The organism is Actinomyces sp. Marseille-QA0893 (genome assembly GCF_976954355.1).
Window position 1 is genome coordinate 580,817 of record NZ_CDRJSY010000001.1, and the last position, 26,984, is coordinate 607,800.

General features: G+C 57.8%; 21 protein-coding genes. 11 read left to right on the plus strand and 10 right to left on the minus strand.

Features of this window, described 5'->3' with window-relative positions; all coding sequences use genetic code 11:
* Window positions 1-71 precede the first annotated feature (71 nt).
* From ACWNMW_RS02725 to ACWNMW_RS02745, 5 genes are all read right to left on the minus strand, one after another.
* The gene (locus ACWNMW_RS02725) at window positions 72-593 is read right to left on the minus strand and encodes a heat shock protein transcriptional repressor HspR (protein ID WP_299060901.1); all 522 of its coding nucleotides are present in this window, start codon (window positions 591-593) and stop codon (window positions 72-74) included.
* Window positions 593-1,636 (minus strand): DnaJ C-terminal domain-containing protein, encoded by a 1,044-nt coding sequence (locus tag ACWNMW_RS02730; RefSeq protein ID WP_449489938.1) that lies wholly within the window; start codon window positions 1,634-1,636, stop codon window positions 593-595. Before ACWNMW_RS02730 ends, ACWNMW_RS02725 begins: the two co-directional genes overlap by 1 nt.
* 45 nt (window positions 1,637-1,681) lie before the next feature.
* Window positions 1,682-2,335 (minus strand): nucleotide exchange factor GrpE, encoded by a 654-nt coding sequence (locus tag ACWNMW_RS02735; RefSeq protein ID WP_449489939.1) that lies wholly within the window; start codon window positions 2,333-2,335, stop codon window positions 1,682-1,684.
* Complete coding sequence (gene dnaK, locus ACWNMW_RS02740; protein WP_449489940.1) at window positions 2,332-4,188, minus strand: molecular chaperone DnaK; 1,857 nt, start codon at window positions 4,186-4,188, stop codon at window positions 2,332-2,334. The genes ACWNMW_RS02735 and dnaK overlap by 4 nt, the downstream gene beginning before the upstream one ends.
* Window positions 4,189-4,441: 253 nt before the next feature.
* A complete protein-coding gene (locus tag ACWNMW_RS02745; RefSeq protein ID WP_314212407.1) occupies window positions 4,442-4,897 on the minus strand; it encodes an RNA-binding S4 domain-containing protein in 456 nt (151 codons plus the stop codon).
* A gap of 180 nt (window positions 4,898-5,077) precedes the next feature.
* On the opposite strand from ACWNMW_RS02745, the gene ACWNMW_RS02750 reads away from it, so the two are divergent.
* Together ACWNMW_RS02750 and ACWNMW_RS02755 are read left to right on the plus strand one after the other, a co-directional pair.
* On the plus strand, window positions 5,078-6,184 hold the full coding sequence (locus tag ACWNMW_RS02750; RefSeq protein ID WP_449489941.1) for a methyltransferase domain-containing protein: 1,107 nt from the start codon (window positions 5,078-5,080) through the stop codon (window positions 6,182-6,184).
* Between the two features lie 258 nt (window positions 6,185-6,442).
* On the plus strand, window positions 6,443-8,236 hold the full coding sequence (locus tag ACWNMW_RS02755) for a cell wall protein (protein ID WP_449489942.1): 1,794 nt from the start codon (window positions 6,443-6,445) through the stop codon (window positions 8,234-8,236).
* A 108-nt stretch (window positions 8,237-8,344) separates the two neighbouring features.
* Here ACWNMW_RS02755 and ACWNMW_RS02760 read toward each other — a convergent pair whose 3' ends face one another.
* Entirely contained in the window at window positions 8,345-13,606 is a 5,262-nt protein-coding gene (locus tag ACWNMW_RS02760) for an endo-alpha-N-acetylgalactosaminidase family protein (protein ID WP_449489943.1), read from the minus strand.
* Window positions 13,607-13,753: 147 nt separating this feature from the next.
* On the opposite strand from ACWNMW_RS02760, the gene ACWNMW_RS02765 reads away from it, so the two are divergent.
* From ACWNMW_RS02765 to ACWNMW_RS02775, 3 genes are all read left to right on the plus strand, one after another.
* Window positions 13,754-14,851: a phosphodiester glycosidase family protein gene (locus ACWNMW_RS02765; RefSeq protein ID WP_449489984.1), complete on the plus strand. Its 1,098-nt coding sequence runs from the start codon at window positions 13,754-13,756 to the stop codon at window positions 14,849-14,851.
* A gap of 3 nt (window positions 14,852-14,854) precedes the next feature.
* Window positions 14,855-16,075 (plus strand): GtrA family protein, encoded by a 1,221-nt coding sequence (locus ACWNMW_RS02770; protein ID WP_449489944.1) that lies wholly within the window; start codon window positions 14,855-14,857, stop codon window positions 16,073-16,075.
* Window positions 16,076-16,143: 68 nt separating this feature from the next.
* Window positions 16,144-16,584: a GNAT family N-acetyltransferase gene (locus tag ACWNMW_RS02775; RefSeq protein WP_449489945.1), complete on the plus strand. Its 441-nt coding sequence runs from the start codon at window positions 16,144-16,146 to the stop codon at window positions 16,582-16,584.
* A 53-nt stretch (window positions 16,585-16,637) separates the two neighbouring features.
* On the opposite strand, the gene ACWNMW_RS02780 is transcribed toward ACWNMW_RS02775, so the two are convergent.
* Entirely contained in the window at window positions 16,638-17,096 is a 459-nt protein-coding gene (locus tag ACWNMW_RS02780; protein WP_052040830.1) for a MarR family winged helix-turn-helix transcriptional regulator, read from the minus strand.
* A 261-nt stretch (window positions 17,097-17,357) separates the two neighbouring features.
* Here ACWNMW_RS02780 and ACWNMW_RS02785 point away from each other — a divergent pair, with 261 nt between their 5' ends.
* Window positions 17,358-18,668, plus strand: coding sequence for a M18 family aminopeptidase (locus tag ACWNMW_RS02785; RefSeq protein WP_449489946.1), 1,311 nt, complete (start codon window positions 17,358-17,360; stop codon window positions 18,666-18,668).
* A gap of 59 nt (window positions 18,669-18,727) precedes the next feature.
* Here ACWNMW_RS02785 and ACWNMW_RS02790 read toward each other — a convergent pair whose 3' ends face one another.
* Complete coding sequence (locus ACWNMW_RS02790) at window positions 18,728-19,240, minus strand: NUDIX hydrolase (protein WP_449489947.1); 513 nt, start codon at window positions 19,238-19,240, stop codon at window positions 18,728-18,730.
* A gap of 15 nt (window positions 19,241-19,255) precedes the next feature.
* Window positions 19,256-20,824, minus strand: a complete 1,569-nt coding sequence (locus ACWNMW_RS02795) for an aspartate:alanine exchanger family transporter (protein WP_314212413.1) — start codon at window positions 20,822-20,824, stop codon at window positions 19,256-19,258.
* A 159-nt stretch (window positions 20,825-20,983) separates the two neighbouring features.
* Here ACWNMW_RS02795 and ACWNMW_RS02800 point away from each other — a divergent pair, with 159 nt between their 5' ends.
* Both ACWNMW_RS02800 and ACWNMW_RS02805 read left to right on the plus strand, forming a co-directional pair.
* The gene (locus ACWNMW_RS02800; RefSeq protein ID WP_449489948.1) at window positions 20,984-21,862 is read left to right on the plus strand and encodes a DUF2510 domain-containing protein; all 879 of its coding nucleotides are present in this window, start codon (window positions 20,984-20,986) and stop codon (window positions 21,860-21,862) included.
* Entirely contained in the window at window positions 21,859-22,608 is a 750-nt protein-coding gene (locus ACWNMW_RS02805) for a hypothetical protein (RefSeq protein ID WP_449489949.1), read from the plus strand. The genes ACWNMW_RS02800 and ACWNMW_RS02805 overlap by 4 nt, the downstream gene beginning before the upstream one ends.
* 120 nt (window positions 22,609-22,728) lie before the next feature.
* Here the strand turns inward: ACWNMW_RS02805 and ACWNMW_RS02810 are convergent, their stop codons facing one another.
* Complete coding sequence (locus ACWNMW_RS02810) at window positions 22,729-23,463, minus strand: TetR/AcrR family transcriptional regulator (RefSeq protein WP_449489950.1); 735 nt, start codon at window positions 23,461-23,463, stop codon at window positions 22,729-22,731.
* A 180-nt stretch (window positions 23,464-23,643) separates the two neighbouring features.
* Between ACWNMW_RS02810 and ACWNMW_RS02815 the strand changes: the two genes are divergently transcribed.
* The 3 genes from ACWNMW_RS02815 (at window position 23,644) to ACWNMW_RS02825 (ending at window position 26,356) form a co-directional block, all read left to right on the plus strand.
* The gene (locus tag ACWNMW_RS02815) at window positions 23,644-24,489 is read left to right on the plus strand and encodes an aldo/keto reductase (RefSeq protein ID WP_449489951.1); all 846 of its coding nucleotides are present in this window, start codon (window positions 23,644-23,646) and stop codon (window positions 24,487-24,489) included.
* A gap of 86 nt (window positions 24,490-24,575) precedes the next feature.
* Window positions 24,576-24,989, plus strand: a complete 414-nt coding sequence (locus ACWNMW_RS02820; RefSeq protein ID WP_034501415.1) for an ACT domain-containing protein — start codon at window positions 24,576-24,578, stop codon at window positions 24,987-24,989.
* Between the two features lie 50 nt (window positions 24,990-25,039).
* Entirely contained in the window at window positions 25,040-26,356 is a 1,317-nt protein-coding gene (locus ACWNMW_RS02825) for a DUF4921 family protein (protein WP_449489952.1), read from the plus strand.
* Window positions 26,357-26,984: the final 628 nt, after the last annotated feature.

Sequence of the window (26,984 nt, forward strand, 5' to 3'; positions counted from 1 at the left end):
GAAAAACGGGGAGGTATCGCAAGATACCTCCCCTTACTCGTCGCCTCGAGGACCATCACCCGAGGGACGAGCTATCGTGAAACCACAACGGTTCCTTCGATGACCCGAACTCCTTCGGGTGACGCTTCAATGAGCGCGCGGACTCGCTGGTTACCAGCGGGCCTCCACGCGACCAGACCGTGATTCCTGACGGGCACCATGCCACGCCGAGTCTCTTCACTGCGCCGCGCATGTGCACGACGCATGGGGCGAATCTGACCATCCGGGCTTGCGACAAAAACTCTGTCGAAGACGGGTTCAAATTCTTCGACCCGTTCAGCCAAGGCATCGCGCTGCTCCCTCAGGCGATCAACTTCGTCTTCCAGCTCCATGATTCGCTGGATCCCAGCCAAGTTGATTCCCTCTTCCTGGCTGAGGCGTTGAATCTCCTTCAAACGCTCGACATCGCGTCGCGTGTAGCGTCGTCCGCGGCCCTTCGTACGCAGGGGCGTGACAAGGCCGATTCGGTCGTATTGACGCAAGGTCTGCGGGTGCATCCCCGCGAGCTGTGCGGCAACGGAAATCACGAAGGTCACTTCATCTTGATGTCCCATTACGCACTCACCTTCTTCACAAGTTCTGCACGAGGATCACCCTGGTCAAGAGCATCAGCCAGCGCCTTGATCGAGTCAAGCTGCTCAGGGGTGAGATCCTTGGGGACCACCACACTGATAGTTGCCAAGAGGTCACCCGTGTCCTTCTTCGTGGCCACGCCGCGTCCCTTCAGACGCAGGGTGCGACCAGAATCAGAACCGGCAGGAACCTTGACGGTGACGGTCGAACCATCGATCAAGGGAACTTCAACCTTGGCGCCCAGCGTGGCCTCGGCAAAGGTCACGGGAAGGGTCATGCGAAGATCATTTCCCTCGCGGCTGTAGACCGGATCCTCCTCGACGTGGATCGTGACGATCAGGTCGCCAGTTGCTCCGCCGTTAAGCGAGGCCTTGCCCTTGCCGCGCAGTCGCACGCTCTGGCCGTCCTTGATTCCCTTGGGAACCTTGACGGTCATAGGCTTGCCGGAGACTGCCAACTTGATGTTGACTCCGCTCAGGCTCTGCTTGAGCGTGATGCGCGTCGAGGCGTGCAAGTCTTCACCCTTTTGAGGCGCTTGCTGGTAGGACGCTCCATGCGCGCCGCCGAAGTCACCGAATTGAGAAGCACCAGCGAAGGGTGAAGATCCCCGCGAAGAGCCGCCACCGAAACCGCCGAAAGCACCCAAGATGTCGTCCAGGTTGATACCTGCGCTGCCGTTGGTGGCAAAACGAACGTTTCCGCCGTTTCCACCGCCGAAAGCTCCGAAGATATCTTCAAAGTTCACGCCGGATGCTCCGGAGCCACCGGCACCGCCGCGGAAACCGCCGGCGCCCATCGCGCGAATCGCATCGTATTGCTGGCGCTGCTCAGGGTTGGACAGGACCGTGTAGGCCTCGCCAATCTCCTTGAAGCGTTCTTCAGCTTCGGGATTCCCCTTGTTCTGGTCGGGGTGCCAGGTGCGCGCAAGTTTGCGGTAGGCCTTCTTGATTGTGGCCTCATCAGCATCCTTGCTTACGCCAAGAACCTTGTAGAAATCCTTTTGGAGCCAATCTTCTCCACTCACTGCGCGTCACCTCCTTTTTTGACTCTGCAGTTCGTTGAATGTTCCTTATTCAGGGTTGTACACCAGGACTTTCGCCGCGCGGATAATGGTGTCTCCGCGACGATATCCAGATTGCAAGACCTGTCCCAAGACCGGATGGTCCACGTCGGGATTGGGCTGAGCCATGAGCGCCTCGTGAAGCATGGGGTCGAAATCGTCCCCCTCGTCTCCGAAACGTTCCAGCTCGAAGCGGGTGCGAAGCGTGTCTTCAAGCTTGTTCGCGATCGAGGCGAAGGGACCGTCACTCAGATCCCCGTGCTTGCGCGCGGCCTCGATATCGTCCAAGACACCGATCATTGCCTCGAGCACCTGGTCGCGTCCGGACTGGACGTGGCCGGCGACGGATTCCTTGGAACGGCGAACAAAGTTCGAGTATTCCTGGTTCAGGTTGTACAGGTCTGCGTGGGCGCGGGCGAGCTTTTCTTCTGCCTGCGCCACTTGGTCGAGAGCCTTGGACAGTTCACTGTCTTCGAGCTGCTCTTCGAAGTCCGACATATCGACCTCGCCCGTTTCCTCGCCCTGAGCGCTTGCCGAGGCCGCGGCTGCACCTGCAGCTGCGCCCTCTTGAGCGTGGGGCTGGGCGTCACCCGGGGTGGCCGGCTGAGAGCCGACCACCGGATCCTGGGCGTCGTCGGAAGTATTCGTGGGCTCGATGCTCACTTGTCGTCCTCATCCACAACTTCGGCGTCGATGACGTCGTCATCGGAGGAAGAGGAGGAAGACTGCGAAGCGCCTGCTTCAGCGGCGGCCTGAGCGGCCTGAGCGTTCTGGTAGACCTCCTGGCCGATCTTCATCGCGGACTGGTTGAGCTTCTCAACGGAGCTCTTGACAGCCTCAATGTCGCTGCCCTTGAGGGCTTCCTTCACGGCGTCAAGGTCGCCCTGGACTTCCTGACGGGTCGCTTCGGAGACCTTGTCGGCGTCTTCCTTCAGGGTCTTCTCGATGGTGTAGACCAGCTGCTCTGCGGAGTTACGAATCTCAAGCTCCTCGCGGCGCTTCTTATCGTCCTCTTCGTGCTGGGCGGCCTCGTTGACCATGCGATCGATCTCTTCCTTGCTCAGGGCGCTACCGCCGGTGATGGTCACCGCGGTTTCCTTGCCGGTTCCAAGATCCTTCGCGGAGACGTGAACGATACCGTTTGCGTCGATGTCGAAGGTCACTTCGATCTGGGGAACGCCGCGCGGTGCGGGAGCGATTCCGGAGAGCTCGAAGTTACCGAGAGACTTGTTGTCAGCGGTGAACTGACGCTCGCCCTGGAAGACCTGGACCAGAACGGAGGTCTGGCCGTCGGCAGCGGTCGAGTAGACGCGTGATGCCTTGGTCGGGATTGCGGTGTTGCGCTCGATGACCTTGTCCATGACGCCGCCCATGGTCTCGATGCCCAGGGACAGAGGAGTCACGTCGATCAGCAGAACGTCCTTACGGTCACCCTGGATGACGCCGGCCTGCAGGGCTGCGCCAACTGCGACGACCTCATCGGGGTTCACACCCTTGTTGGGCTCGCGGCCACCGGTGAGCTTCTTGACCAGTTCGGCAACGGCGGGCATACGAGTGGAGCCACCGACCAGGACGACGTGGTCGATCTCGCTGACGGAGATTCCGGCGTCCTTGATGACCTTCTCGAAGGGGGTCTTTGTGCGCTCGAGCAGATCCGCAGTCATTTCTTCGAACTTTGCGCGGGTGAGGGTCTCATCCAAGTGGACGGGGCCATCTGCAGTCACGGAGAGGTACTGCAGCGAGATGTTCGTGCTCATGGCGCTGGACAGTTCCTTCTTGGCCTGCTCAGCTGCTGCACGCAGACGCTGAAGAGCAACCGGGTCCTTGGACAGGTCTGCGCCGTCCTTGGACTTAACCTGCTCGATCAGCCAGTCAACGATGCGCTGATCCCAGTCATCGCCACCGAGGCGGTTATCGCCAGCGGTTGCGCGGACCTGAATGGTGGAGAAGCCGTCATCATCCTTGCCGATTTCCAGCAGGGAGACGTCGAAGGTGCCGCCACCGAGGTCGAAGACCAGGATGAGTTCGTCTTCCTTGCCCTTTTCGAGGCCGTAGGCCAGTGCCGCTGCGGTGGGCTCGTTGATGATACGCAGGACGTTCAGGCCTGCGATCTGTCCGGCATCCTTGGTTGCCTGACGCTCTGCGTCGTTGAAGTACGCAGGAACGGTGATGACCGCGTCGGTGACGGGCTCGCCGAGGTATTCTTCCGCGTCCCTCTTGAGCTTGGAGAGGATTCGTGCGGAGATTTCCTGAGCGGTGTACTTCTTGTCGTCGATTGTCACGGTCCAGTCAGTGCCCATGTGGCGCTTGACCGAAGAGATGGTGCGATCAACGTTCGTGACCGCCTGACGCTTAGCGATTTCGCCAACCAGGACCTCGCCGGTCTTGGAGAAAGCAACGACCGAGGGGGTCGTACGTGTGCCTTCTGCGTTTGCAATGATTGTGGGTTCTCCGCCTTCGAGCACTGCAATAGCGGAGTTCGTGGTGCCGAGGTCAATACCTACTGCGCGTCCCATAATGAGTTTCCTTTCATCAAAGCGTGGTGGAAATTGTCGCCGAGGCGATACCGCGCTTTGTACGTCTTCTGTTGTGGTGGCCGAGGATATCGACCTCCAGACCACCTTGAGCCTGTTGCACTCAAGTTTAGGGATCAAGTCTCACGCCCGCAAGCGCTACACCCAACCTTGAGTCTGACATACTCAACTTTTTTTGGAGGGTTTTATTCCCCAATTTCCAAAATTACTTTCTAAGAATCGACAACCCTGCCGATTACCATTGAAACTCCGCGGAAAAGTCGGGATTCATTCCGCGGAACTTCTCCATATCGCGACGCTCTTTCTTCGTCGGGCGCCCACTACCGCGTTCACGCTGGGCGAAGGCGACCCCCAGCCGAGGCCTCGGCTCACTGAGATCCTCGTAGCACAGCTTCGCAAAGGGATAGCCCAGACGCTTCACAAGAAGCTTGCGAACAATAAGGACGCGGTCGAAACCCTCCACCCGCAGGCGGACCTCATCCCCCACCCGCACTTTCTGCGCAGCTTTTACCGATTCCCCGTTGAGCTTGACGTGTCCGGCGCGAGCAGCCGCCGTCGCCTGAGAACGCGACTTCACTTGGCGGGTTGCCCACAGCCAAGTGTCAATACGCATGGTCTCAGCACTCGCGAGAGCCCCCTGAGGGACCTCACACGCTTCGTCAGCTGCGCCCACGCCTGGCTTTTCACTCATGGAAGCATCTTAATGCCCACACGCTTCCGACCTTCCTACTCCCCCAGCGTGCGCACAAGTGACACCACACCACTCAACGCCCACCCGGCCTCGTTTGTGGCAAAGAAAGGATCAAGATGCCAAGATGAAGCGATGGAGTGCGAACATTTAACAAGCGGACAGTGCCATTCGTGTCCGTTAATGCCCACTCCCTACGATCTTCAGCTTGCACAGCGCCAGAGTGCAGTTGAAAAGATTCTTGCTGATATTCCACACGCATCCACCATGCAGTGGCTCCTTCCCGCGGCCTCGTCACCTTCTCACTATCGAACCAAGGCAAAGTTCGCGATCGGCGGCACGGCCGAGCATCCGACTCTGGGCATCACCGGCCCAGCGCCCACGTACGCCGGCGTCGATCTTCCTCACTGCCTCGCTCACACCGACGCCATCGCTCGATGCATTGAGCCTCTCAAGGAATTCATCAGGAGCACCGGTATTGAGCCCTATAACATCGCGAAACGCAGCGGCGAACTCAAACAAATCCTTGTGACTCAGGGTTCCGGTGAAGCCCTGATGATCCGCTTCGTCATGCGCTCGAAGCGCGAACTGGCGAAACTGCGTTCACGATTGCCTCTTCTACGCTCCCTCATCCCCGCACTCCAGGTCGCCACGGTCAACATTCTTCCCATTCACGCGGCCCTTGTTGAGGGCGATGAAGAAATCGTCATCTCCGAGCAAACGACCCTTCCGATGCTCGTCGGCGATGTCGAACTGCACCTGGGGCCGAGGTCTTTTTCGCAAATCAACACAGGCGTGGCCTCGGCACTGTATCGCCAGGTCACGCTGTGGGCTCGCGAAAGTGGCGCAAGCTCACTGTGGGATCTGTACTGCGGAGTGGGCGGTTTTGCCCTGCATGCGGCGCTTGGCGGGGTTGAGCGCGTAAGCGGTGTAGAGATTTCTCCCGAGGCCATCGCCTCGGCCCAGCGCACCGCCGCCGATGCCGGGGTGAGCGATCGCGTCGCCTTCGTGGCCGGTGACGCTGCACAGTGGGCTTTCAACCAGGGCATTGATGCCACTCCCGAGGCCATCGTCGTCAATCCCCCGCGGCGCGGCATTGGTGAGGCTTTCGCAGAGTGGGTTAATGACTCACACGCGCGCTACGTGATCTATTCCTCGTGCAACCCCAAGTCGCTTGCTCGCGATCTGAAACGAATGCCGACTTATGCCCCGCTACAGGCGCGACTCTTCGATATGTTCCCCCACACCGAACACATGGAATGCGCGGTATTACTGAAAAAATTGCCATAGCGCGAAGGGGCGTCGAGTGTGCACGGGAGCAGATGCGGATCACGTGTGCGCGATGCGACCGCGCCTTGTAGAACATTCAATCCAAAGCTAAGCTCTCAATAGACGATGTGCTTTTGTATCAACAATGAGTACACTGAAAAAATCCTGAATCACAACGTTTTAAACACGCATCAAAAACTGGGGGACATAATGAGGAAAAGCCGGAGAGTTCTGGCTACAGGCGCTGGGCTGGCCCTTTTCGCCGCAGGTACGGTAACAATGTTTGCGCCTCGCGGCGCTCAAGCCGATGGCCAGACCTTCCCTCTGTCGCAGTACGCCTCTTCTACAACGACGACTGTGTGTAATACCAACCCTGTGATCACGACCTATCACGGTACCGTCGTAGTAGAGATCCCGATCACCACGCTTCTTGCAGGCCACGAGGCCGAAATCCGCGCTGCAGCTGCGCAGGGGCTCTCCCCCCACGATTCCGGTAGCTCCTACAACTCCGACATCACACTGACCGTGAGTGTCCCTGAGGAAGCCAATTTGGGGACGTCTCGCGCGAAATCTACCTCGTCGATGCTCGCCTACACCTGGTTCTCCCCCAACTCTGACCGCACACAGGTCACTGCGAACATTCAGTTCAAGGATCTAAGCTGGCAGCAGCTGCTCGATATCTACGATGCAGAGAAGGCCAACCCCGGCCAGCACACGATCAAGGTCCAGGTCCCCTATGCCGTTGGCACAACAGACCCCACGGAAGCGACTCGACTGGCCAGCGAGCAGGTTACCGTTACAGGTAAGTTCAACTTCTTCACTTCATCGACCACCCCCTCTCAGGTCTTTAACTTCGACACGAAGACCCTGGCGCTGGCGGAGTCGCCTACCGATTGCTTCGCGTCCGCACCGACCAGGACAACGCGCTGGGTTGATGAAGAAGACGGTCGCGACTTGCAGCCCCCGAAGACCGGGCCAAACTTCTTCCAAGCCGCAGGAATTCCCGACTACGAATTCTCCACCTGGGAGCTCTCTTCGGATCGCTTGACCGGTATTTACAAGTACAAGAAGGCTTTCGGCACCCTTCCGGTCAACGGTGATGACCCGGCAATCGACACCGATTTTAAGATCGGCACCGATGAGAACCCCCCAGCTGAGAAGGAAGAGATCCACGCCGAGAATAAGGACTCGCTTCTGACCATCGAGAACGTTGTTCACTTGAATGATCTTCGCGGTGGACGCATTGCGGATCTCCTCCAGAAGTACGACGAGACGCCCAACGCTTTCGACGATATTGCGCTGAAGAATGCTCACTTGGGCTTCACAACCCAGATCACTCTTCCTGCGCAGCTGAAGTTTTCTGATCCCTCGGCCATCTCGGTGACCGGGCTTCCCCAGGGCTTCTCAGCAAAGACTGTGGCAATTAATGGACAGACCGCAACGGTCACCGTTGACTTCGATAACCCCGATCAGATCACCACCATCGAGTCCCTCAAGGATGCGATGGCTGGGCTTCAGGGTGAAGCGGTGATCACTATTAAGAAGATTGCCTTCGCTGATTCCGCAACTGCCGATGCGGATTACACGATCGATCACCTCACGCAGGGCGTTATCTCGGTCGATGTCGAGAAACAACTCGGTGTCATTGTCATACCCGGACAGCCTTCACCCGCATGCCCTCCAACTCTTGGCGACTACGACACTGTCGAACCGGCCGAGCCTCGCTCTGTTCTCGGAACGGTATTCGATCCCCCGTCGCCTGCTTGTCCTCCTTCGGACATCCCTTTTAGCGCCGGATGGAGGCAGCCCATGACCGGCCCTTCTGCCGGATGGGATGAAGCTCCGCTCATGGAGCATCCCTTGAAGTACACGACCAGTGAGTCGCATCCCTACGTGACACGACTGTCCTTCAAGCCTGGTCCGACGCCGACACCGACGACGGTTACGCCCTCGGTTCCTCCCACGCCTGCAACGCAGCTCGCCAAGACCGGTGCTATCACCGGCGGAGTGCTGCTGCTCGCTGCCGGAACAAGCGCTATTGGCGCCGCGACAATGCGGAAGAAGCGCTCGTAATTCGCGTCTCATAGCTATAGGCGGGGGTGCCGGTGAATCCCCGGCCCCCCCGCCTTATGTGTGGTGGGGAGCTGCCCCTCAGCTCAGCTCCCCACCGGGATACTCACCTCAATTCATGCGCCGCCTGCGCAGTGCGTAGCCTGCAGCTGTCAGAAGGGCGGCACTGATCAAGATCGTGCTTGTTTCGCCACCCGTGCGTGCAAGAGATGACTTCTTGTCCTTGCGGGTGCTCTTCTTCTTTCCATCCTTTGCCGAGGCCGCGCCCGCTTGCTCTTGAGCAGCGGGGCTTGCCTGCTGCGCGCCGCTTTGAGAAGGATCGGCGCTGGGCTGGGGACTTGGATCCCCACTTGGCTGGGTGGTGGGATCCGTTGTCGGCTGAGTACTTGGATCCGTAGTTGGGTCCGGAGTCGGTGCCGGCAGTGAGACGCTGAGTGCAGTACTCAAGCCAATGCGTGCGTTCGCACGCATTGTTGTGCACGCCTCCGGGGTCGGATCAGCCATGCAATCCACGCCAAGAAGATCGTTGGTCGTAGGACGCTCGATCTTCACCATGCGGAGATTGTCGAACAAGACCGGCGCATCGCCCTCATCAGCGGCGATGGTGAAGCGCACCTTCGTTCCATCCTTCGCGACCGTGAAAGTCACAGGAACGCGTTGGAAGGAACTGGGATCACTATTGGTCCGGTGCTTCTGATCCGCAGCCATCCAGTTTTCGGCCCAGGTTCGGTCGATGACGGTCTCTGGGTTTGCAGCAGGATCGGTATCGTTCACCGTCTGGACATCCAGATAGTTCTGTCCTACCAGTCCTTCAGCATTCGTATTCACCGTCAGCGCTTGCTCATCATCCAAGGAGCGAGCACGGCGTGCGCTTCGCGTACCAGCACTGCGATCGCTTCCTGAAACAGCTGCGCGCGTCGTTCCGTCAGGAACAAGAACACCCAGCTCAGCGATTGCAAGCAGGCCATCGGGTTGGTCAGCCTTGGTCTTGTAATTGCTCAGGACTCGGATGCGCACATACTTCGCGTTCACCGCCTCGTCGAAGGTAATACGCTGAGCAAGAGCAGTGTTCCTCAAAGTGCCTTCGGCAACCTTCTGATTGATGTTCGCTGCGTCTTGGCCAACATAGACCTCGTAGGCCTTGGGCCGGCCATTGGCTTGTCCCGCTCGTCCTGCGATCGACAGACCGCCGATGCTCACCGGCTGTGCGCCAGTGGGATCGCTTCCTTCGAAGAGGGCGAGATCAATCGTGCTGGGGTGGTCGGTGAGGTTGACCCAATCCTTGTCGTAGAAGGTCGTCAGGTCCTTGTCGAACATGTTCGAGGCAGGGTTCTCTTCGTAGGCAGCCGGTGCGCTGACCAGCTGGAGGGCTCCCGTGTAGTCCTTGAGCGTCAGAGTCGGCGTGGGCTCAGGGGCGGGGGTGTCGCCGCCCTCGGTAGCGTTTCCACACAGCACTCGGGCATTACCCCAGTTCGCGTGGTCGTTACCGTTGCCATTGCCGCCGTCTCCAACGATCAAGCGGATGTACTTCATCCCTCGAACATTGCCCGAGATATCCCTCGGTTCGCTTCCTCCCCTGATGACCGAAGTTTCTGGAACAACATCGGACCAGTTGGAACCGTCAGTGCTACCGATGACGTGGAAGGTCACTGAGCCACTCCACTGTCCATCCTGCACGCCAACAGTTGCCTTGAAGGTTGTGCACTTTCCGTCCAGTTCAAAACCGAGGTCACTGGGAGCGTGTGCGCCCAGGCCCTTGGCATAGGGCTGGTCGTTCATTGAGATCGGATCACCGTCTCCTGCTTGATCTTCCCCGACCTCGCTATCACGCTCGACGGGTCCCCAGCCGTTGGAGTTCCACGTCGATGAGAAGGGGATGTCAGAGAGGTAGTTGACGGCATTGGACCTGATGGATCCCAGAGCTGTCACGCTCGTTGTGCCCACAGCGGTACGGTCTTCATCGCCGATCCGGTAGTGCGCCTGGTGCGTCAAGGTGACGGCATTGCCGCCGGCCCCTTCGGGAATGCTCACCGTCCACGTGGTGGTGAAGGTTTCTCCCTTGGCAAGAGTCTCGGCAGTCGTGGGTGAAGTCGCCTGTGCACTCCACCCAGCCGGAAGGCTCAATTCGCTGCGGACATTGGTGACATCCGCGGACTCATTATTCACCAAGGTCGTTGTTACCTGGACGGTCTTGCCTTCGATCGCGCTTCCTTGGGTTGCGATGCTTGCAGCAGCGCAGGCGGGGACGTCGGCGGTTGTTCCAAGATCTTCAACTCGGAAGTTATCGATCGAGAAATCGTTTCCTGATTTTCCTCCCTGGACGTTGTAGAGGCCAACCCAGTAGGAGCCGCAAGCACCAACATTGAGTTCTTCAACGAAGTGCGAGGGCCTCTCCGTTTGGGGAAGGAGCGTCGAATCGAGATAGTTCGCACTGACTCCGTCAGCTCCCGCAGAGTCGTATGCGGTGACCCAGTAGTATGAGCCGCTCACGGCGTTGTCGTAGTCGTAGGAAATGCGGTAGCGGTGTCCCGCCTGCAGATTCACGGTCTGCGGAACTGTCCGGTAGACAAGACCACCGTTTTCTTCGTGGCTCTTCAGCGACCAGTGTCCCGCAATCGCGTCATCCGTCGCCTTACGCGAACGGTCGGGAAGGACTCCGCCTCGTTGAGTGTAGGGAGCGTTCAGCGAGGCCAGAACTGTGCGCGGGTCCGTGATATTGCCGGCATCGCCCTTGACGAAGGGTCCCCAGCCTTCCGCAATATTCTCGAAGTCCTCAAAGACTGTCGTTACAGGCTTGTCTCGAGTTGCCCCCAAGTCCCCATTTCGCTGCTGCGATCCGGCGCTTGTCACGCCATCTCCCGAGGCGGAAATAGTGACCTTGCGGGTCTTTCCATTGTTGATTTGTAGCCACGCGCTGCCCTGGTAGGTTCCTGCGTTGAGGGTCATCTCTTGGGACAGCGAGGCCTTGCCTGCACCCAGTTGTGCGACAGGATCACCGTGGGGATCCTTCACGACGCTGACTGAACCAGTCGTTGTGTAGCCGCTCAAATTTCCCGAGTTGAATCCGGGATCAGCGAAGACGGTTCCTGCGCCCCATGCGGGGGTCGAGACGGCTGCGGGGGCGTTTTCTGGTACCAGCACGAAGGCCGTGTGGTCGCGATCGCCCTCAGCCACTCCGTCATAGACCGAGGCCGGGATGGTGATCTTTCCGCCAGAGACAGCCAGATCAGTAACCTTCACGCGTCCTTGATCGGTGAGTCGGTAGACGGCTAGAGAACCAACGCCTTGGTAGGACTTGGTGAGAGTCCACTCCGTCGCAGTTCCAGCGGGGTTGTAGTAGTACAGGCGATCTGCTCCGGCAGAAGTTCCGTTGTCCTTCCACGGCAAGAGGTAGCTATCGCCTCGAAGGACTGTTGCCCCGTCGTAGACAAATTCGCGCGAGGACGACATGTCTGCCTGGATCGTTCCGACAACGTAACTTGCCTCTGTTTGAGCGGTCACAGCCGTCGAACCCGAAGCTACCGTTCCGTTAGCGAATGTGTAGGTGTGCTTCGTCTTTCCGTCCCCTGCATCCGCGGTGTCGTAGCGCATGATGCGCGAGTTCTGGAGGAACTTGCTGGGCAGGTTGTTTGACCAGATATTGCGGTAGAACGCATCTTGGTCTTGGTGGCCGGTCCAGCCTTCGAACTCAACGATCTGGGGGTAGCCCAAGACAACATTCGGGTTCCAATTGTCCTTATTCGCGTTGTCGACGAAACGGATGACCTGGGAGTTCAATCCCTTGTTGGTTGCGCCACCGTAGTGCTCGTCATTCGACCAGTGCGACCACAGGGAGTGCCTCTCGAAGCGGTCTGCCCATTCGGATCCGACTTCCCATCCCATCTTGTTGAGTTCGTTGCCCAAGCGGTCGGCTTGCCAGCCCGAACCGTAGTAGACATCGATGTAGATCCAGCGGAAATTGGGGTACTTGCTTAAGGGGAATTGATTGCGCAGTTCCTGGAATCGATTAACAGCGCCGCCGTTGCCTAAATCATCACGCTGATTGACGTAGTAGGACTGGTTGAGCCAGTTCCATCCGCGGCCACCGGTGAAGGGAAGAGAGCTGAAGGAGTTTGCTTCCGGGTAGGCCTCGGTTGTATTGACGTGAACGCCGTAGATCGCGTTGACGTCCTTCGTGCTGGTGAAGAGAGTGCCGAAGTCAGCCTCGCCACCGGCGCGAGTGTTGATGTTACCGCCGTAGTCCATGTGGCCCGAGTCGTGCCCTTCAGAGGCATAGCCCTTGACCATGACGCGCTGTCCCAAGCCGTCAGTTGCAAGGCTGACGCGCTTGACGTCATCGGCGATCTGGAGGAAGGGATGCGTTGCGGCCGAACCGAAATCAAAGGGAATGTGGGTGACAACCCACTTATGATTGTCGGCTGCGCCAGTGATCTCAGGAGTGATATCCGCATAGGCAACTGCGGCATCTTGCCAATCAACACTGCCCGATGAATTCGCGTCTCCTGTGAAGACAAGTGTCGTATAGGGGCGCTCTTCGTCCCCAATCGCATCCGTCGCGGCCTCGGAACGGTAGGTCCACTGACCGTTTTGCGCGATCAGAGTCTTGATGCCGTTTTGTTCAATGACTTGGCGCTTCCACCTGGAATTCCAGTTGGCTTCATAGCCCTGGGGCTGGTCGTAGGTCGCATTAGTCTCCATCCCGACGGCGACCTTATTGGTGTTGACCATGAGGTAGGCGCTGGGTTGTTCGTAGTAATCAATGGGCGTCGAGGCGGTGATGCTGGCAAAAGTATCGTCAACACCCGCATAGGAGTCGCCATTGGCCGCGCCTCGGGATACTCCCGTGATTCCGCATGCGTATGCTCCGCCTTGGTCTGCATTGACTGAGACGAGGCCGTGGCCGGGAATTTCCACCGTGTGCGCGCCGTTCATCTCAGTGATGCGGAAAGTCAGAGTCGGTCGTTTTGCCCCCTCTGTTCCTTGGGCGTGCGAGGTAATTTCCTGTACCTCGATCTCGGCTTTCATCGTGATCTCGCTGCCCACGAAAGTTACCGTGTAGGCAACTTTCTGGTCGGAAACGCGCTGAGCTTCAACAGTGTCGACGGTGTATTGGTTTCCGTCGATCGTGACCTGGTGAAGCGTTTCCGCACGGCCGCCAACGGGGTTTCCCGCGAAGGTATATCCGGTGACCTGTGGGAATTCGTGTGAGACCGTTGCACGAAGTTGTCCCGCACTAATGGTCGTTGGGGCGTTGAGAATAACAGGGGTATCTGTTGCACCTTCAGTAGCATGTGCAACTGCTGATCCCGGAAGGGACAAGGCGAGTGCCCCAAGGATGGCCAGGGGTCGCCAAAAGACGCGTTTGTCTATCATCGTGTCGGGCTCCTTTGCCTAGACGTGACTCATCTATCTTCCAGCGAACATTCATCAAATGCAAGGAGTTTTTGAGTTCTTTTCTTCCACAGGTCACGCACAGCTTGTCCATAATCCCTACAGAATCCGCCAGTGGATTCTGTAGCCATGAACACGAACAACCTTCCCCAGCCGGCCGCCCCTTCGGCCGATGATCTTGCACGCACCCTCGCTGCTCGCCAGCAGGCAGCCACCGCCCAGACTCAGGCCTCCAGCACGGAAGGTTCCTCGGCCTCGGCAGAGCACACCGCGCCTACCCACCGCACCCGCCCCACGAAGCGTCGTCGCAAGGGACTACGCAACGGAATCATTGCGGGCGCAACCGCAATCACGCTGGCATTGGGTGGAACAACCGCATGGGCCCTCAACCGCTACGTGATCGACCACGTTGAAGTCACCAGCGCTTCTTCGTACGAGGCCGCCCAGGGCAACGCGCAGACAACTTCTCTGAATACGGATAGCGCAACGATCACCTCGGATACCTACACGAACGGAAACACCAAGATCTCCGTCAAGCAGGTCCAAAACAACGGCGTCACCTACTACGTCGCGGATGTTCAGCTCTCCGACGCGACTGCTCTACGTTCCGCTTTCGCAAACGATCAGTTCGGTGCAAACATCACGGACCTGGTGTCCTCAATCGCAACGGATAACAACGCCGTCTTCGCTATTAACGGCGACTACTACGGTTTCCGCTCGACGGGCATCGTGATCCGAAACGGCACAATCTACCGCGACAGTGGCGCTCGTCAAGGCCTGGCCATCTACAAGGACGGCACGATGAAGGTCTACGACGAAACTCAGACCAACGCTCAAACCCTGGTCAACGAGGGCGTGTGGCAGACCCTCTCCTTCGGCCCGGCGCTTTTGCAGGACGGCCAGGTGATCAGCGGAATCGACAACCTGGAGATCGATACCAACTTCGGTAACCACTCCATCCAGGGTAAGCAGCCGCGAACCGCGATCGGCATCATCGACGACAACCACTTTGTCTTCGTCGTTGTGGATGGTCGCTCGCGAACTTCAAGCGGCGTAACGATGAGCGGCCTAGCCGAAATCATGCAGAGCCTGGGCGCAAAGACCGCCTACAACCTCGACGGCGGTGGCTCCTCTGAAATGTGGTTCAACGGCCAAGTCGTCAATAACCCCTCTAACGGTGGCGAACGCGCTACCTCCGACATCATCTACATCACGAAGGGAGCTTGAGCCATGTACGTGTTAATTCCTGCTTACCAACCGGATGCACGATTGCCGCGTCTCATCCTTGAGCTGCACCGAGCTGATTCAGCAATGCGCATTGTTGTGGTCGATGACGGTTCCGGCGAAGAATACCGGAATATCTTCGATGCCTCGCGCACCGCGGGCGCACACGTCATCTCCTACGAACGCAACCGCGGTAAGGGGTACGCGCTTCGGGCTGGTTTCACCTACATTTATGACCACGCCCAAAGCCTTGGAATCAATGATTGCGTTGTGACTGCAGACGCCGATGGCCAACACACGCTTGTCGATATCTTCCGCGTGGGCCAGGCCTGCGCGACATCCAATCAGAGTGTTTTGGGCGTCCGCGAGTTCGTCGGTCATGTTCCGGCACGTTCGAGGATTGGTAATAGCGCGACTTCTGGGCTCTTCTGGCTTGCAACCGGCTGGAAGCTCAAGGACACCCAGACTGGTCTGCGCGCCTTCCCGATTGACCTTTTACCGACGTTAATCGGTATCGAGGGCGATCGTTATGAGTACGAGCTCCGCGTCCTGTTGCAGCTTGCGAAGTACCGTCATCCGGTGACACAAATCCCGATTGAGACGATTTACGAGGCCGGAAACCCGACCTCTCACTTCCGTCCGCTGCAAGATTCCGCGCGAATTTGGGCCCCGCTCTTGAAGTTCGCCGCATCTTCAGGAATTGCGACCATTATCGACTATGTCTTGGTTCTTCTCTTGAACGCGGTGACGGGTACTTTGCTCTTCCCCGTTGTTGCTGCTCGTTTGGTCAGCGCTTCGGTGAACTTCACAATGAATCGCCATGTTTTCGAGGCCAAGGGCACCTCCCTGCGTCGCAGTGCGATGCGTTATGCGTCCCTGGCACTTGCGGTCGTCGCTGGCTCCTACATCATGCTTTCCGTGATGACGAGCCTGGGAATGCCGCTATGGCTGGCAAAGATTATCGCTGACACGACGATGTACCTGGTCTCCTACTCCGCGCAGAGCCGCTATGTCTTCGCTCCGGAGAAGGAAGCATCCGGCAGGCAAGAAAACACTCTTGATCACTCCGTTTCTGTCCAAGCGACGGCTGCGGATCTGCAGGATTCCAAGCCCGAGGCCTCGCTTCCGACCCCGGCCACGCCCACCCCGGCAGCTGTGCACTCATTGCGCGCACGTGCTGCAGTGGGTTCACATAACGATACATTTCGCTTGAGCCGCGCCTCCTAAAGGAGTGCTCGCGCTATCCTCAATGGCATAACTTTGGCCATTGTTCACGCACCAAATAAGGAGCACCCATGCGTATCGAGATCCTGAATACGCTTCCCGATTCTTCTCACGATCAGGTTCACGAGGCCTTCGACCGTTTGCTTCCGCAGCTGTCCTCCTCCGCGCAGCCCTTGTCCGTGGAGCAGATTGAGGAGCTTTTTGACCAAGAGTGCCTGCACCTGGTGTGCGCCGTAGATGATGAGGAGAAGATCGTGGGCATGCTATCCCTGGTCGTCTTTGATATCCCAACGGGAAGGCGCGCATGGATTGAAGATGTTGTGACGGATCAGGCCGTGCGCGGACAGGGCGTTGGCCAAAGTCTTGTGGAAGCCGCAGTGGACCACGCCAAGGCGTTGGGGGCTCGGACAGTCGATCTAACATCCCGGCCGACGCGAGAGGCGGCGAACCGCCTCTACCGTCGGGTTGGTTTCCTTCAGCGCGAAACCAACGTCTACAGGAAGTCGTTCTAACCGTGTAGACCCAGAATGTGGGGTGGGGCAGCTTACGCTGCCCCACTTTTCTTTTAGAGAATCGTGTCGGAGATGACGTTAAGGATTCTCAGTAAGGTGTCGCGGTCATTGCCGTCTACCGCACTGAGAAGCCCGCTGCGGACTGCGTTTGCGAAGACACTATTAGCGGCCTCGTAGGCCTTGCGCCCCTCGGGGGTGAGGCACACAAGAACGGAGCGTCGATCCGTTGACGATCCTTCTTTACTGATGAAGCCCTTAGCGACAAGACGGGAAATCGCGCGGCTGGTTCCAGAGCGCGTTAACGAGACAAGAGCCCCAAGCTCTCCAGAACGCATAGGTTGTTCTCCATTAGCAAGCTCATCGAGCATTTCAAACTCGATTAAAGCCAAAGGAGCGCTCTTGCTAATTTCGGAACCCAAGGCGCTCTGAACAGCACGCGTAACAGAACTCCACGCGTGCCAAAGCTCAGCTTCGCTCTCATCGAGGAGAGTCTCATTGCTTTGAGTAATCACCCTTTTAATTTATCAGTCTCAGAGAAATAAAACTAGCCCCTGACCTGCGCAAATGCGCAAATAAACCGGACGGATTTTCATCGAATTATTACGAACTAATATGATCTGACAACAATTGCATCTAAATACTTGAACAAAGTTGTTTTAGTGTCATCCCGCATTTACTGAAACAAAGCGCGACTCAATACATGTGAGCGAAAAAGTACCGCTGCACATATGTCCACCCACTCCTGAATAAAATGTGCAGCGTAAAATGCAGGTATGACACCACGACTTGAGTCTAAAAATCCAGAACTCGACTCTAATACTCTCGATTATCTCCATTTTCTAGCTGATTCCCCCACGCCCTATCACGCGGCCTCTCTTGTCGCTCAGCGCCTCGAAGACGCAGGCTTCACCCGCCAAAGCGAAAAAGATCCTTGGGATGCAAGCCCCGGCGGGCATGTCATGGTTCGCGGCGGAGCCGTCATGGCATGGATGGTTCCCCAAAACGTCACCGACTCAACCGGTTTCCGAATTGTCGGCGCACACACAGACTCCCCCGCTTTCACGCTTAAGCCCTCCCCCCAAACCACAACAAGCGATGGCTGGGGGCAGATCGAGGTCGAAGTCTACGGCGGAATGATCATGAATTCCTGGCTCGATCGCGAACTATGCGTTGCGGGTCGACTGATCATGGCCTCGGGAGAAGAAATCCTGGTCCGCACTGCGCCGCTGGCACGCATTCCGCAGCTGGCAATCCACCTCAACCGAGGCGTCAACGAGTCTTTGCATCTCGACCCCCAGAAACATCTGCACCCCGTATGGACGGTCGACACCCCCGATGCCTCACTGATGGACACCATCGCCCGCGCTGCTGGTCTGGAAAACGCAAACGAGGTCGTTTCCTTCGATCTGATCTGTACTCCCTCACAGGGCCCCGCGACCTTTGGCTCGGAGGCACAATTTGTTGCCGCTGGACGCCAGGACAATCTCTCTTCGGTCCACCCAGCACTGGCGGCACTGGAAGACATCGCAGGAATGGGCATTCCTGAAGGCGGGGACATTATCGTCTTGTCCTGTTTCGACCATGAAGAAGTTGGTTCCGAATCGCGCACAGGCGCTGCTGGCCCAATCCTCGAAGATGTTTTGCGTCGCACTGCTTGGGCGCTCGGGCGTGATGAAGACGGCTACGCGCGCATGATTGCTTCGTCTACGTGTGTGAGCGCGGACGCGGCGCACTCGGTGCACCCGAATTACCCGGAGGTCCACGACCCTTCGCATCACCCGGTCATGGGCCGCGGCCCGGTCCTCAAGATCAACGCTAAGCAGCGTTACGCAACAAACGGTGTGGGTATCGCCTTGTGGAAGCGTGCATGCAAACGTGCAGGAGCCTCTTCACAGGACTTCGTATCGAATAACGCCTCGCCCTGCGGGACAACGATTGGCCCAATCACCGCAACGCGTCTGGGCATCGAGACCGTTGATGTGGGTGTTGGATTGCTCTCCATGCACTCGGCTCGCGAGATGAGCCATGTCCAAGATCTTCTTGATCTTCGTAAGGTGTTGGCTGCCTACTGGCTTGGCGCCTGATTGATTGACATGCCGTGGTGCCCGGGTGAATTCTCACCCGGGCACCACCTTTTCATGTCTTAGTTAAAGGAAGCAGCAAGCTCGCCGCTCAGCGCGCGCGCAATCGTTCGCCTGAAGCGATCATTCATCGGTGGAAGTTCATCGCCCCGAACAAAAGCAGCTTGAGTATTTTCCCCATCGGCCGGGAAGGGGTCTCCGTCCTCCCACTCACATGCGAATGCCAGGTCAAGATAGGTCGTTTGATCCCCATTCTCATAGATCACGGGGCCTACGACTTCGACGCTGATCAGACGCTGTGCACGCGCCTTGCAGGCCGTCTCTTCGAGAATCTCACGAAGCGCTGCCCAAGCAGGTTCCTCGCCCGGATCGATAATCCCGGTCACCGGGGTCCACTGATGATTATCCGCGCGTTGGACGACCAAGATCTCGACGGAAGCGGGGTCGATGGGAGCCTGCCAATTAATCGCAGCTCCATCACGGCCTCGTAAGACGACAGCTGTGCAACCCGAAAGCCACAGCATGGAGTGCCCAACGTGCCGACGTAGTTCCAGAACAAAATCCGGTGTTGCCATGAGTGACTCCTTTGCTCACAGTGTCCAGATAAATGGCACCAAGAAAATTTTGACAATGATGGCGAAAGCAAACATCGTTGCGTAGGCGGCCTCGATTCGCTCATCAGCCACGCGCGCATCCGCAGCCTGCAAAACGGCCGGCTGTCCCAAGAACCCAGCGACAGCACCCGCACTACGAGGCGCAGACAAGCCAAGGAAGCGGCCCGCGATAGCCTGTGCGACGCAACAGGCCGCAACGATGATCAACGCAAGGAGAGCGGCCTTCCACCCTTGGGGGCTGGCCAATAGCTCAACGAAAGCGGGGCCAGCATTGAGACCCAGGGCAGCCAAGAAGAGCATGAGGCCAATGGAACGGATCGTGATGTTCGCCGAGGCCGGCAGGGTCCATACCAGCGGACCTGTACGACGAAGCGCACCAAGGAGCATACCGACGATGAGTGGGCCAGCAGCTGAGCCCAACTGGAAGGTTGCTCCGCCAAACATGGGGAATGGAATTGCCCCGAGCGCCATTCCCAGAACCATGCCGATTCCGAAAGCCATTCCATCGACTTCGCTCACGCGACGCTCGGAGTCTCCGAGGAAACTCTGGACATTGTCGAGTTCTTCTTGAGGGACAACGACTGCCGCGTGATCGCCAAGATTGAGCTTGAGGTCATCGCTGGCGAGCAGGTCCAGGTCGCCGCGTCGAACTCGTGTAATAGCCGCACCGAAGCGGGTCGCCATATTGAGTTCCGCAATCGATCGGCCCGCTACGTCTGGGCTGGAGACGACGATGCGTTCGAAGGCCACGTCCGAGCGATCATCAGCCAGGTGCGCCTCGGTCTGGACGCCAAGTTGCTCGACAACTTCTGCGATTGCCGAGGAACCACCGACCAGAACAACTAGGTCTCCCTTGCGCAGTTCTTCACCGGGAATTAAGACTCGCGTACGTCCCTCACGCTGCAGGTAGGACATGCGGACGCGTCCTTCTCGCCAGGCGGGGATCTTGCGAGTTGCCACAGCCCTTTCGACGCGGACGGTTACCGCGTCTAATCCAGCGCCCGCGAGTGAGGGGGTGTCTTTTTCGCCGATCCACTTGCGCGTCACTGTCATCGTGACGACGACGATGCCGACAATCACGCCAATGGGATAACCGAAGGCGTATCCCACTGCGGCATCGCCGCTTCCGCTGACCCGCGTGGCCGCGTCGAGCGCAGGGGCCGCGGTTAGTGCGCCCGTGTACAACCCGGTGACGAGGCCCTTGCCCAGTCCTAGGAAATGACCACCCGCCCAGGCAATGATGGCTCCAAGGATGCAGATAATGGTCGCAGAGCCCAAGAGAGAACTCTGGCGACGCAGATCGGCAAAGAATGTCGATCCTGCGGCAATACCGACGGTGTAAACGAAAAAGGCCAATCCGATTTGTTGAATAATTGCAGTCCCATGCCCCGCTTCGGGGCTATATGCAGAGACCAGGAGGCCGACGAAGAGAGCTCCGGCCGCCCCAAAACGGAAGGGGCCGACGCGAATCGCCCCTAAAATAGCACCGAGTCCAACGACAAGGAAAAGAGTCAGAAGATGGTTCTGTGCGAGGAATTGGGCCATAAGGACTAAGGGTAGCTTCCAGTGGCGAGGAAACCCAGAATATTGCGAGATAAGAGTGGATACAGTGGCGAGTAAGACACTCTCGCGTCCAGAATGTTCACAGTATTCGCACAGCATGTTACCGTTCAATAAAGGGCGACGTATAGGAAGGATCCCGCCATGACAAATCCGCAGCCGGGTTGGTACCGCGATCCCTCGAACTCCTCCCAGCTCAGATGGTGGGACGGATCGCAGTGGACCAGCTATACACAGGCAGCAAACGGTGCCACAAGCGGCATGAGCCCTGCCGGTAGAGTGACGACCTCGTCATCTGCCTACAGCGCTGTGCCTGCAAACCCTTCAGCTTCAGCAAGTGGCTCTGCACAGGCGCAGTACCCATCTGCTCAGGCTTCAAGCGCTCAGCCTCAGGCACCGTTTGCGCAGGCGCGTCCTTCTTCTGCGCCGGCCCAAGCACCTCTCGCACAGTCTCAGGCGCCCCTGGCCCAGCCCCAGGCACCTTTCGCGCAGGCTCGCCCTGCGTCCGCGCCGGCCCAAGCACCCTTGGCTCAGCCCCAAGCGCCTTTCGCTCAGGCTCGCCCCGCATCCGCGCCAGCTACCCACATGCCTTCCGCGCAGCCCCAGCCTCGTAACGGTGGCGCACCCCAGGCGAGCGTTCCTGGCGTCCCCCAAGCGGGCTACTCAGCGGCACCAACGCGGCCTTCCTACACCTCGACAACGCAGGGAGCATACGGATCAAGCAGCACATCTGGCTTCCCCGGCGCACCCGCGGCCCCCATGGCGCCTGCACGCCCAGCGAAGCCCGCAAAGCCGAAGAAACCCTCCGCGTGGACGGGTAAGCAAAAGTTCCTCACCGTCATGTATGTGCTTTTGACGGTCGCTTTTACTGTGTCCGGCTTTGCACTCATGAATTCTGCACAGCACAATCAAGATCGCGCCTCCATCCTTGACGCTCAAATTCAGCCACTGCGTCAAAGTGTCGCGGAACAGCAAAAGAAGCTTGACGCATTGAACAAACAGCTGGAAGGGTCGGGCAAGTGAGCAGCATGAATCCCCAGGCAACAGGTGAATCCACTCAATCCGAGAAGCCGCAGGAAACGAAGGCTCCCTCTTCGAAGATGCCGAAGCGTGTTGTGCGAATTACCGCCGCGCTGTGCGCTATCAGCTTGATCTGGGCAGTTGTCACACTGGTTCAAGCCCTGCTCGCTTACCAGAAGGTCAGCTCCCTGAGTTCAGAGACCAGTAATCTTCAGTCGCAGTCAGCCTCGATTGAGCAACAACTCACTGAAACGCAACAGAAAGCAGCCACGGCTCGAGTTCAGCCGTGGTGTGATTCGGTCACCCCCGCATCTGCCAGTGATGCAGGCAAGATCCAAGACCTCCTCAAACAGTTGAAGACCGTTGATCCGAAGGGCGAATACGCAGAGCAAGTCTGCCCCAACAAGGTCAAGGCATTCACTATTAATCAGGATTACTCCAAGCTACAAGCCTCCTTGGAGGACATCAGCCTCAAGTGCGAAGCTGACGGCAATCACGTGAGGATTTCGGGCGAGCTCAAGAAGTACAAGGGCCCGAAGGAAGCAACGAGCTCCATGAAGAAGTCGAACCTCACCCTCACGATCACTTCATCGCTTGAAGGAACCACTGATACTGCGACAACGCAAGCGAAGATTGAGGGAATCAATCCGGGTGAATCGAAGCAATTCAAGGCAGAGGCTGATCTTCCTGCGAAGGCACTGACCTGCCGAGTATCCGCGGTGTCCTGGTGGCCCGCTGATTTGAAGTAAGGACAGCATCGCATTTTGGGCGGCATCTTCACGGTGCCGCCCAAAATACTTGTTGGGGGTATGCGGATCGCATACCCCCAACTACTCGTTTCAAGAGAAAAACGCTTAAAGCGCGTTCTTCTAGTTCCTTGCGATGGCCTCGCGCACCAAAGGAATCAGTCCTTCGCGCGAGGGATCCAAGGCCTCGGCGCGGAATTGTTCGCGATCGGCACCCTCAAAGGAAGCAGCAGCCTGCGGGTCCTGATCCTTGGGGATCGAGAAACCGAAGACAATAACGTCGACAACCTTGCGGATCGGGATCTGGTTTGCCTCTGCGGAGTCATTGACGCTCCCCAGAGCCTCGAGGTAGAAGATCGAGAGGATCTCACCCATGATGTTCGTCGGCAGAAGCGGCTTGCGCCCCATACGCTCGAGGGCAGACTCCAGCATGCCGGTGACAAAATCAGCCAGCTGGTTACGCTGACTTCCCGGAATGCCGCCTGCCTCGGGGTTACGCATCTGGAAAAGACGGTATTCCATAAGGAGGATGTAGGCGGTGCGCCCCTGAGTTGCCAGGCTTTCCAGCGTTGCAACGATGCTGTCGAGGTCCAGCGGGCCTTCGATTGAATCAAAAGCCTGCGTCATCTCGGTCAAAAGTTGCGTCGAATATGCAATGAAAGCATCTTCAAGGAGCTCATTCATATTCGAATAGTTCGAATAGAATGCACCACGGGTATAGCCCGCACGACCAACAACTTCATCAATTTTTGTTCCCGCAAAACCGCGTTCAACAAGAATTTCCACTGCTGCGTCAACGAGGCGCGAGCGCGTGAGTGCACGGGCTCTGCTTTCGCCCTCCGCGCGTTTCTTAGTCACAGCCACCTCCACGATTAAAGAATTACTGGGCACAGCATAGTCACTTTTTCGTTGATTTTCTCAGCCAAACCCGCAGTTTAAGAAGTTTCTTCGGCATTTAGTAAAGAAATGAAAAGTAATTTCAACGGTCGAAGAACCTATCATGTCTTTAAGATCATAAAAATATGTGGAGTATTCATCATGGCCCCCAGCATTAAGCATTTGCCCTTGATTTCCGGACACAGCATTCCCCAATTCGGCTTTGGAACGTACAAGCTCGTCGGCGAGGAGGCTTATCACGGGGTGCTCGACGCACTCGAGCTCGGCTACCGCCACATCGACACCGCACAAATGTACGGAAACGAGGCCGAGGTGGGCCGCGCCATCGCGGACAGCCCCGTGGCGCGCGAGGAAGTTTTCGTGACCTCGAAGCTCAATAATCCCAACCACGAACCCGATGTTGCGCGCGCGAGCCTTGAGCGTTCTTTGGAGGAACTACAGCTGGACTACTTGGACTTGTTCTTGATCCACTGGCCTCTTCCCATGCACTACGGCGGCGATATTATGCCCACGTGGCGAGCGATGGAGTCTTTCGTCCGCGAAGGATTGGTTCGTTCCATTGGTGTTTCTAATTTCGAGGCCCACCACCTCCAGCCGATCCTCGATGCTTGCGAGGTTCCGCCCTCCATCAATCAGATCGAGTCCCACCCTTACTTCGCCAACCGTGAGCTACACCGTTTCAATGCTCGCCACGGGATCATCACCGAGGCCTGGGCTCCCCTGGCGCGCGGGGCTGTCCTTTCCGATCCCGTGATTGTCGATATCGCGCGCCAAGTTGGTGCGCGAGAATCGCAAGTTGTCCTGCGCTGGGCAATTCAACGAGGCGACGTCGCTTTCCCGAAGGCGTCCTCGCATGAACGGCGCGCGGAAAACTTCGCCATCACAGGCTTTGAATTGGACGCGGATCAGATGCGTAGGATTGACGAACTGGATCGCGGGGAGGAAGGTCGCACGGGGCCTCGTCCTGATGAGATGGACCGAATGTAGCGCTTTCGCTTGAGGCGCAACTCATATCGTTTTTGGATATGAGACAGGCACGGATTGTGGGTGTGTCGCTGGGCTATCGTGAAGACATGACTCATGTTTCTACGACTGACTTGGATCGAGTTCTTGCTTCTCTCGATCCTCAGCCCAGCGGCACCTATGTCTTCTCTCTGGTCGACGAGATTCCTCAGGGGGTCGATTTCTTCGCCGTGATCCGCGACGAGGATGGCTACACCGTGGTCGTTGAGCAAGAGATTGCCCGCGAAGCAGGCATCAATGCCGATGAACTGTACACGCGAATCGACTTGGGTTCTTCCACAGAGCTTGCCGCAATCGGAATTACTGCGTCTATTGCGCAAATCCTTGCTGCGCGTTCGATTACCGCGAATTTCATTGCATGCCGTCGCCACGACCATCTCTTTGTTCAGCCTGATCGCGCCCAAGAGGCCAGCGCTTTGCTTGAGGATCTTGGCCGTCGCGCAAAGGGCTGGCTGCCCGCCTGAAATTCATTTTTCGGACACACGCACACGCGTCTTCGGCCTAAAGTAGAAGCATGGCTGTACTACCTACGGGGAGCGACGAAGCGATCCTCCGTCTTTCTGACGGGACGGTCAAACAGCGCAACCTTTTAACTGGAACTGAAGTGTGGACGGTTCCGGGTCGGGCTCACCGCCCTCTGACTCGCCCGGGTTCACCTGCCCCTATCATCGATCACGATTTAGACGGACATCACTGTGCCTTCTGCTCGGGTCGCTACCTGGAAACACCTCCCGAGAAGGCGCGCATTGTCCGCACGAGCGAGGGTGAATGGGAAACTCTCCACGGCCTCGGCGCTGAGGAGCTTGGGGATACCGTTGCGGAATTTCGGCGGATTCCCAACCTTTTCGAGATCGTTTCCTACAACTATTGGCACCTCAACCACGGTCATGTTCCTTCCGAGGCCGAGCGGCGCCGGATGGCGGAATACTTGGCGTCTCCGCAGGGCTACGACCACGTGATGAATGTTGTCCGCGCGCGTTTCTTGGCCTCGGGTGGGAGCATCGAGGAGTTTGAGGAACTGTCAGATTCGGAGAAGCTCACCCAGGCGAATGGTTTCTTTTCGGGCGGTCACGATCTGATTGTTGGGCGGCGACACTTCGTTGACGGGGCGAAGGATACGTCCCAATTGGCATCGGCTGGGACGCTCACGCCCGAAGAGCACTTCCAGTACATGTCGATGACAGTGCGGGCGATGCGGGACCTGTACGAATTGGATCCCGCCGTGAAGTACGTGGTGGCTTTCCAGAACTGGCTCAAGCCTGCGGGGGCGTCTTTCGATCACCTGCACAAGCAGCTTGTGGCGATCGATGAGTTCTCGACGCAGACGCATGACGAGATTGAGCGCGTGCGGACCTATCCGGGGATCTATGACGAGCTTTTGAAGATCGCCGCGACGCGTGGGCTGGTTTTGGCGCAAAACGATCATGCTGTGGCCATGGCTGGGTTTGGGCATCGCTATCCCTCCTTGGCGATTTGGCCGCTTCATGCGCCGGCTGAGCCTTGGGAGTACTCCCCCGAGCAATTACGAGGCATCAGCGACCTTGTGCACGCGATGCACGCGGCGACGGGTGCGGAGGTGCCGTGTAACGAGGAGTGGTACTACCGGCCGCCGAGTTCATCGATCCCCATGCGTATGAGGATTTTGATCAAGTGGAGGATTTCCACGATCGCCGGTTTTGAGGGCGGGACAAGGATTTACCTCAATACGATCGACCCGTGGTCTGTGCACCAGCGGATGCTGGAACGCCTGGTTGTCATGCGCGATGAGTGCTCGATCGCTCAGATGAAGCTGGGTGAAGAGTGCAAGGTCACGCCGCTGCTGCTGAGGTAGGGATTCGGGCGGGTTGGCTTCCCTCGCCTTATACAAATGTCGGGCCTTCAGCCCCCGCGTTGAATCGTGCTGTTATTTCAAGCCTGGCGGAGGGTACCAACCCGACAGGTCGAGCGTAACAGGGATCGATTTGGAAAGCTAGCCTTGGCTTGCGCTGTATGTGCACCATGAAACTGCGCAGAAATTATGTGGGCGGCAAGTAGCAGCGCGACAACATTGATTTGTAGCCCCGCGTGTGCGGGAAAATATGAGGGGTTGCCTTTCGTGTGGCGGCTTGTTAGGCTAGAGACGCCGAGCCGGTATCCCCCGCGAGCCTGAAATAAGTGGCCGAGAGAAAGTGGAGGGCCGTAAACTCGGCCTTATTTTTTTAAGGCTCATCCCCGCGTGTGCGACAAAAACTCGGGGATTCAACTTCCTGCATTCGAAATACAGTCGATCCTGCTCAACGATTCAGCATCACTACGATTCGCCGGGCATGACAAAGGCGAGAGACCCGAGGCCTGCCCGAAAAAAACGGTGGGCTGGCTGGCTTCTCTCGCCTTATACAAATGTCGGGCCTTCGGCCCCCACTTTCTGACGGGCTTTTATTTCGAGCCTCGCGGGGGGTACCAACCCGACAAGGTCGAGT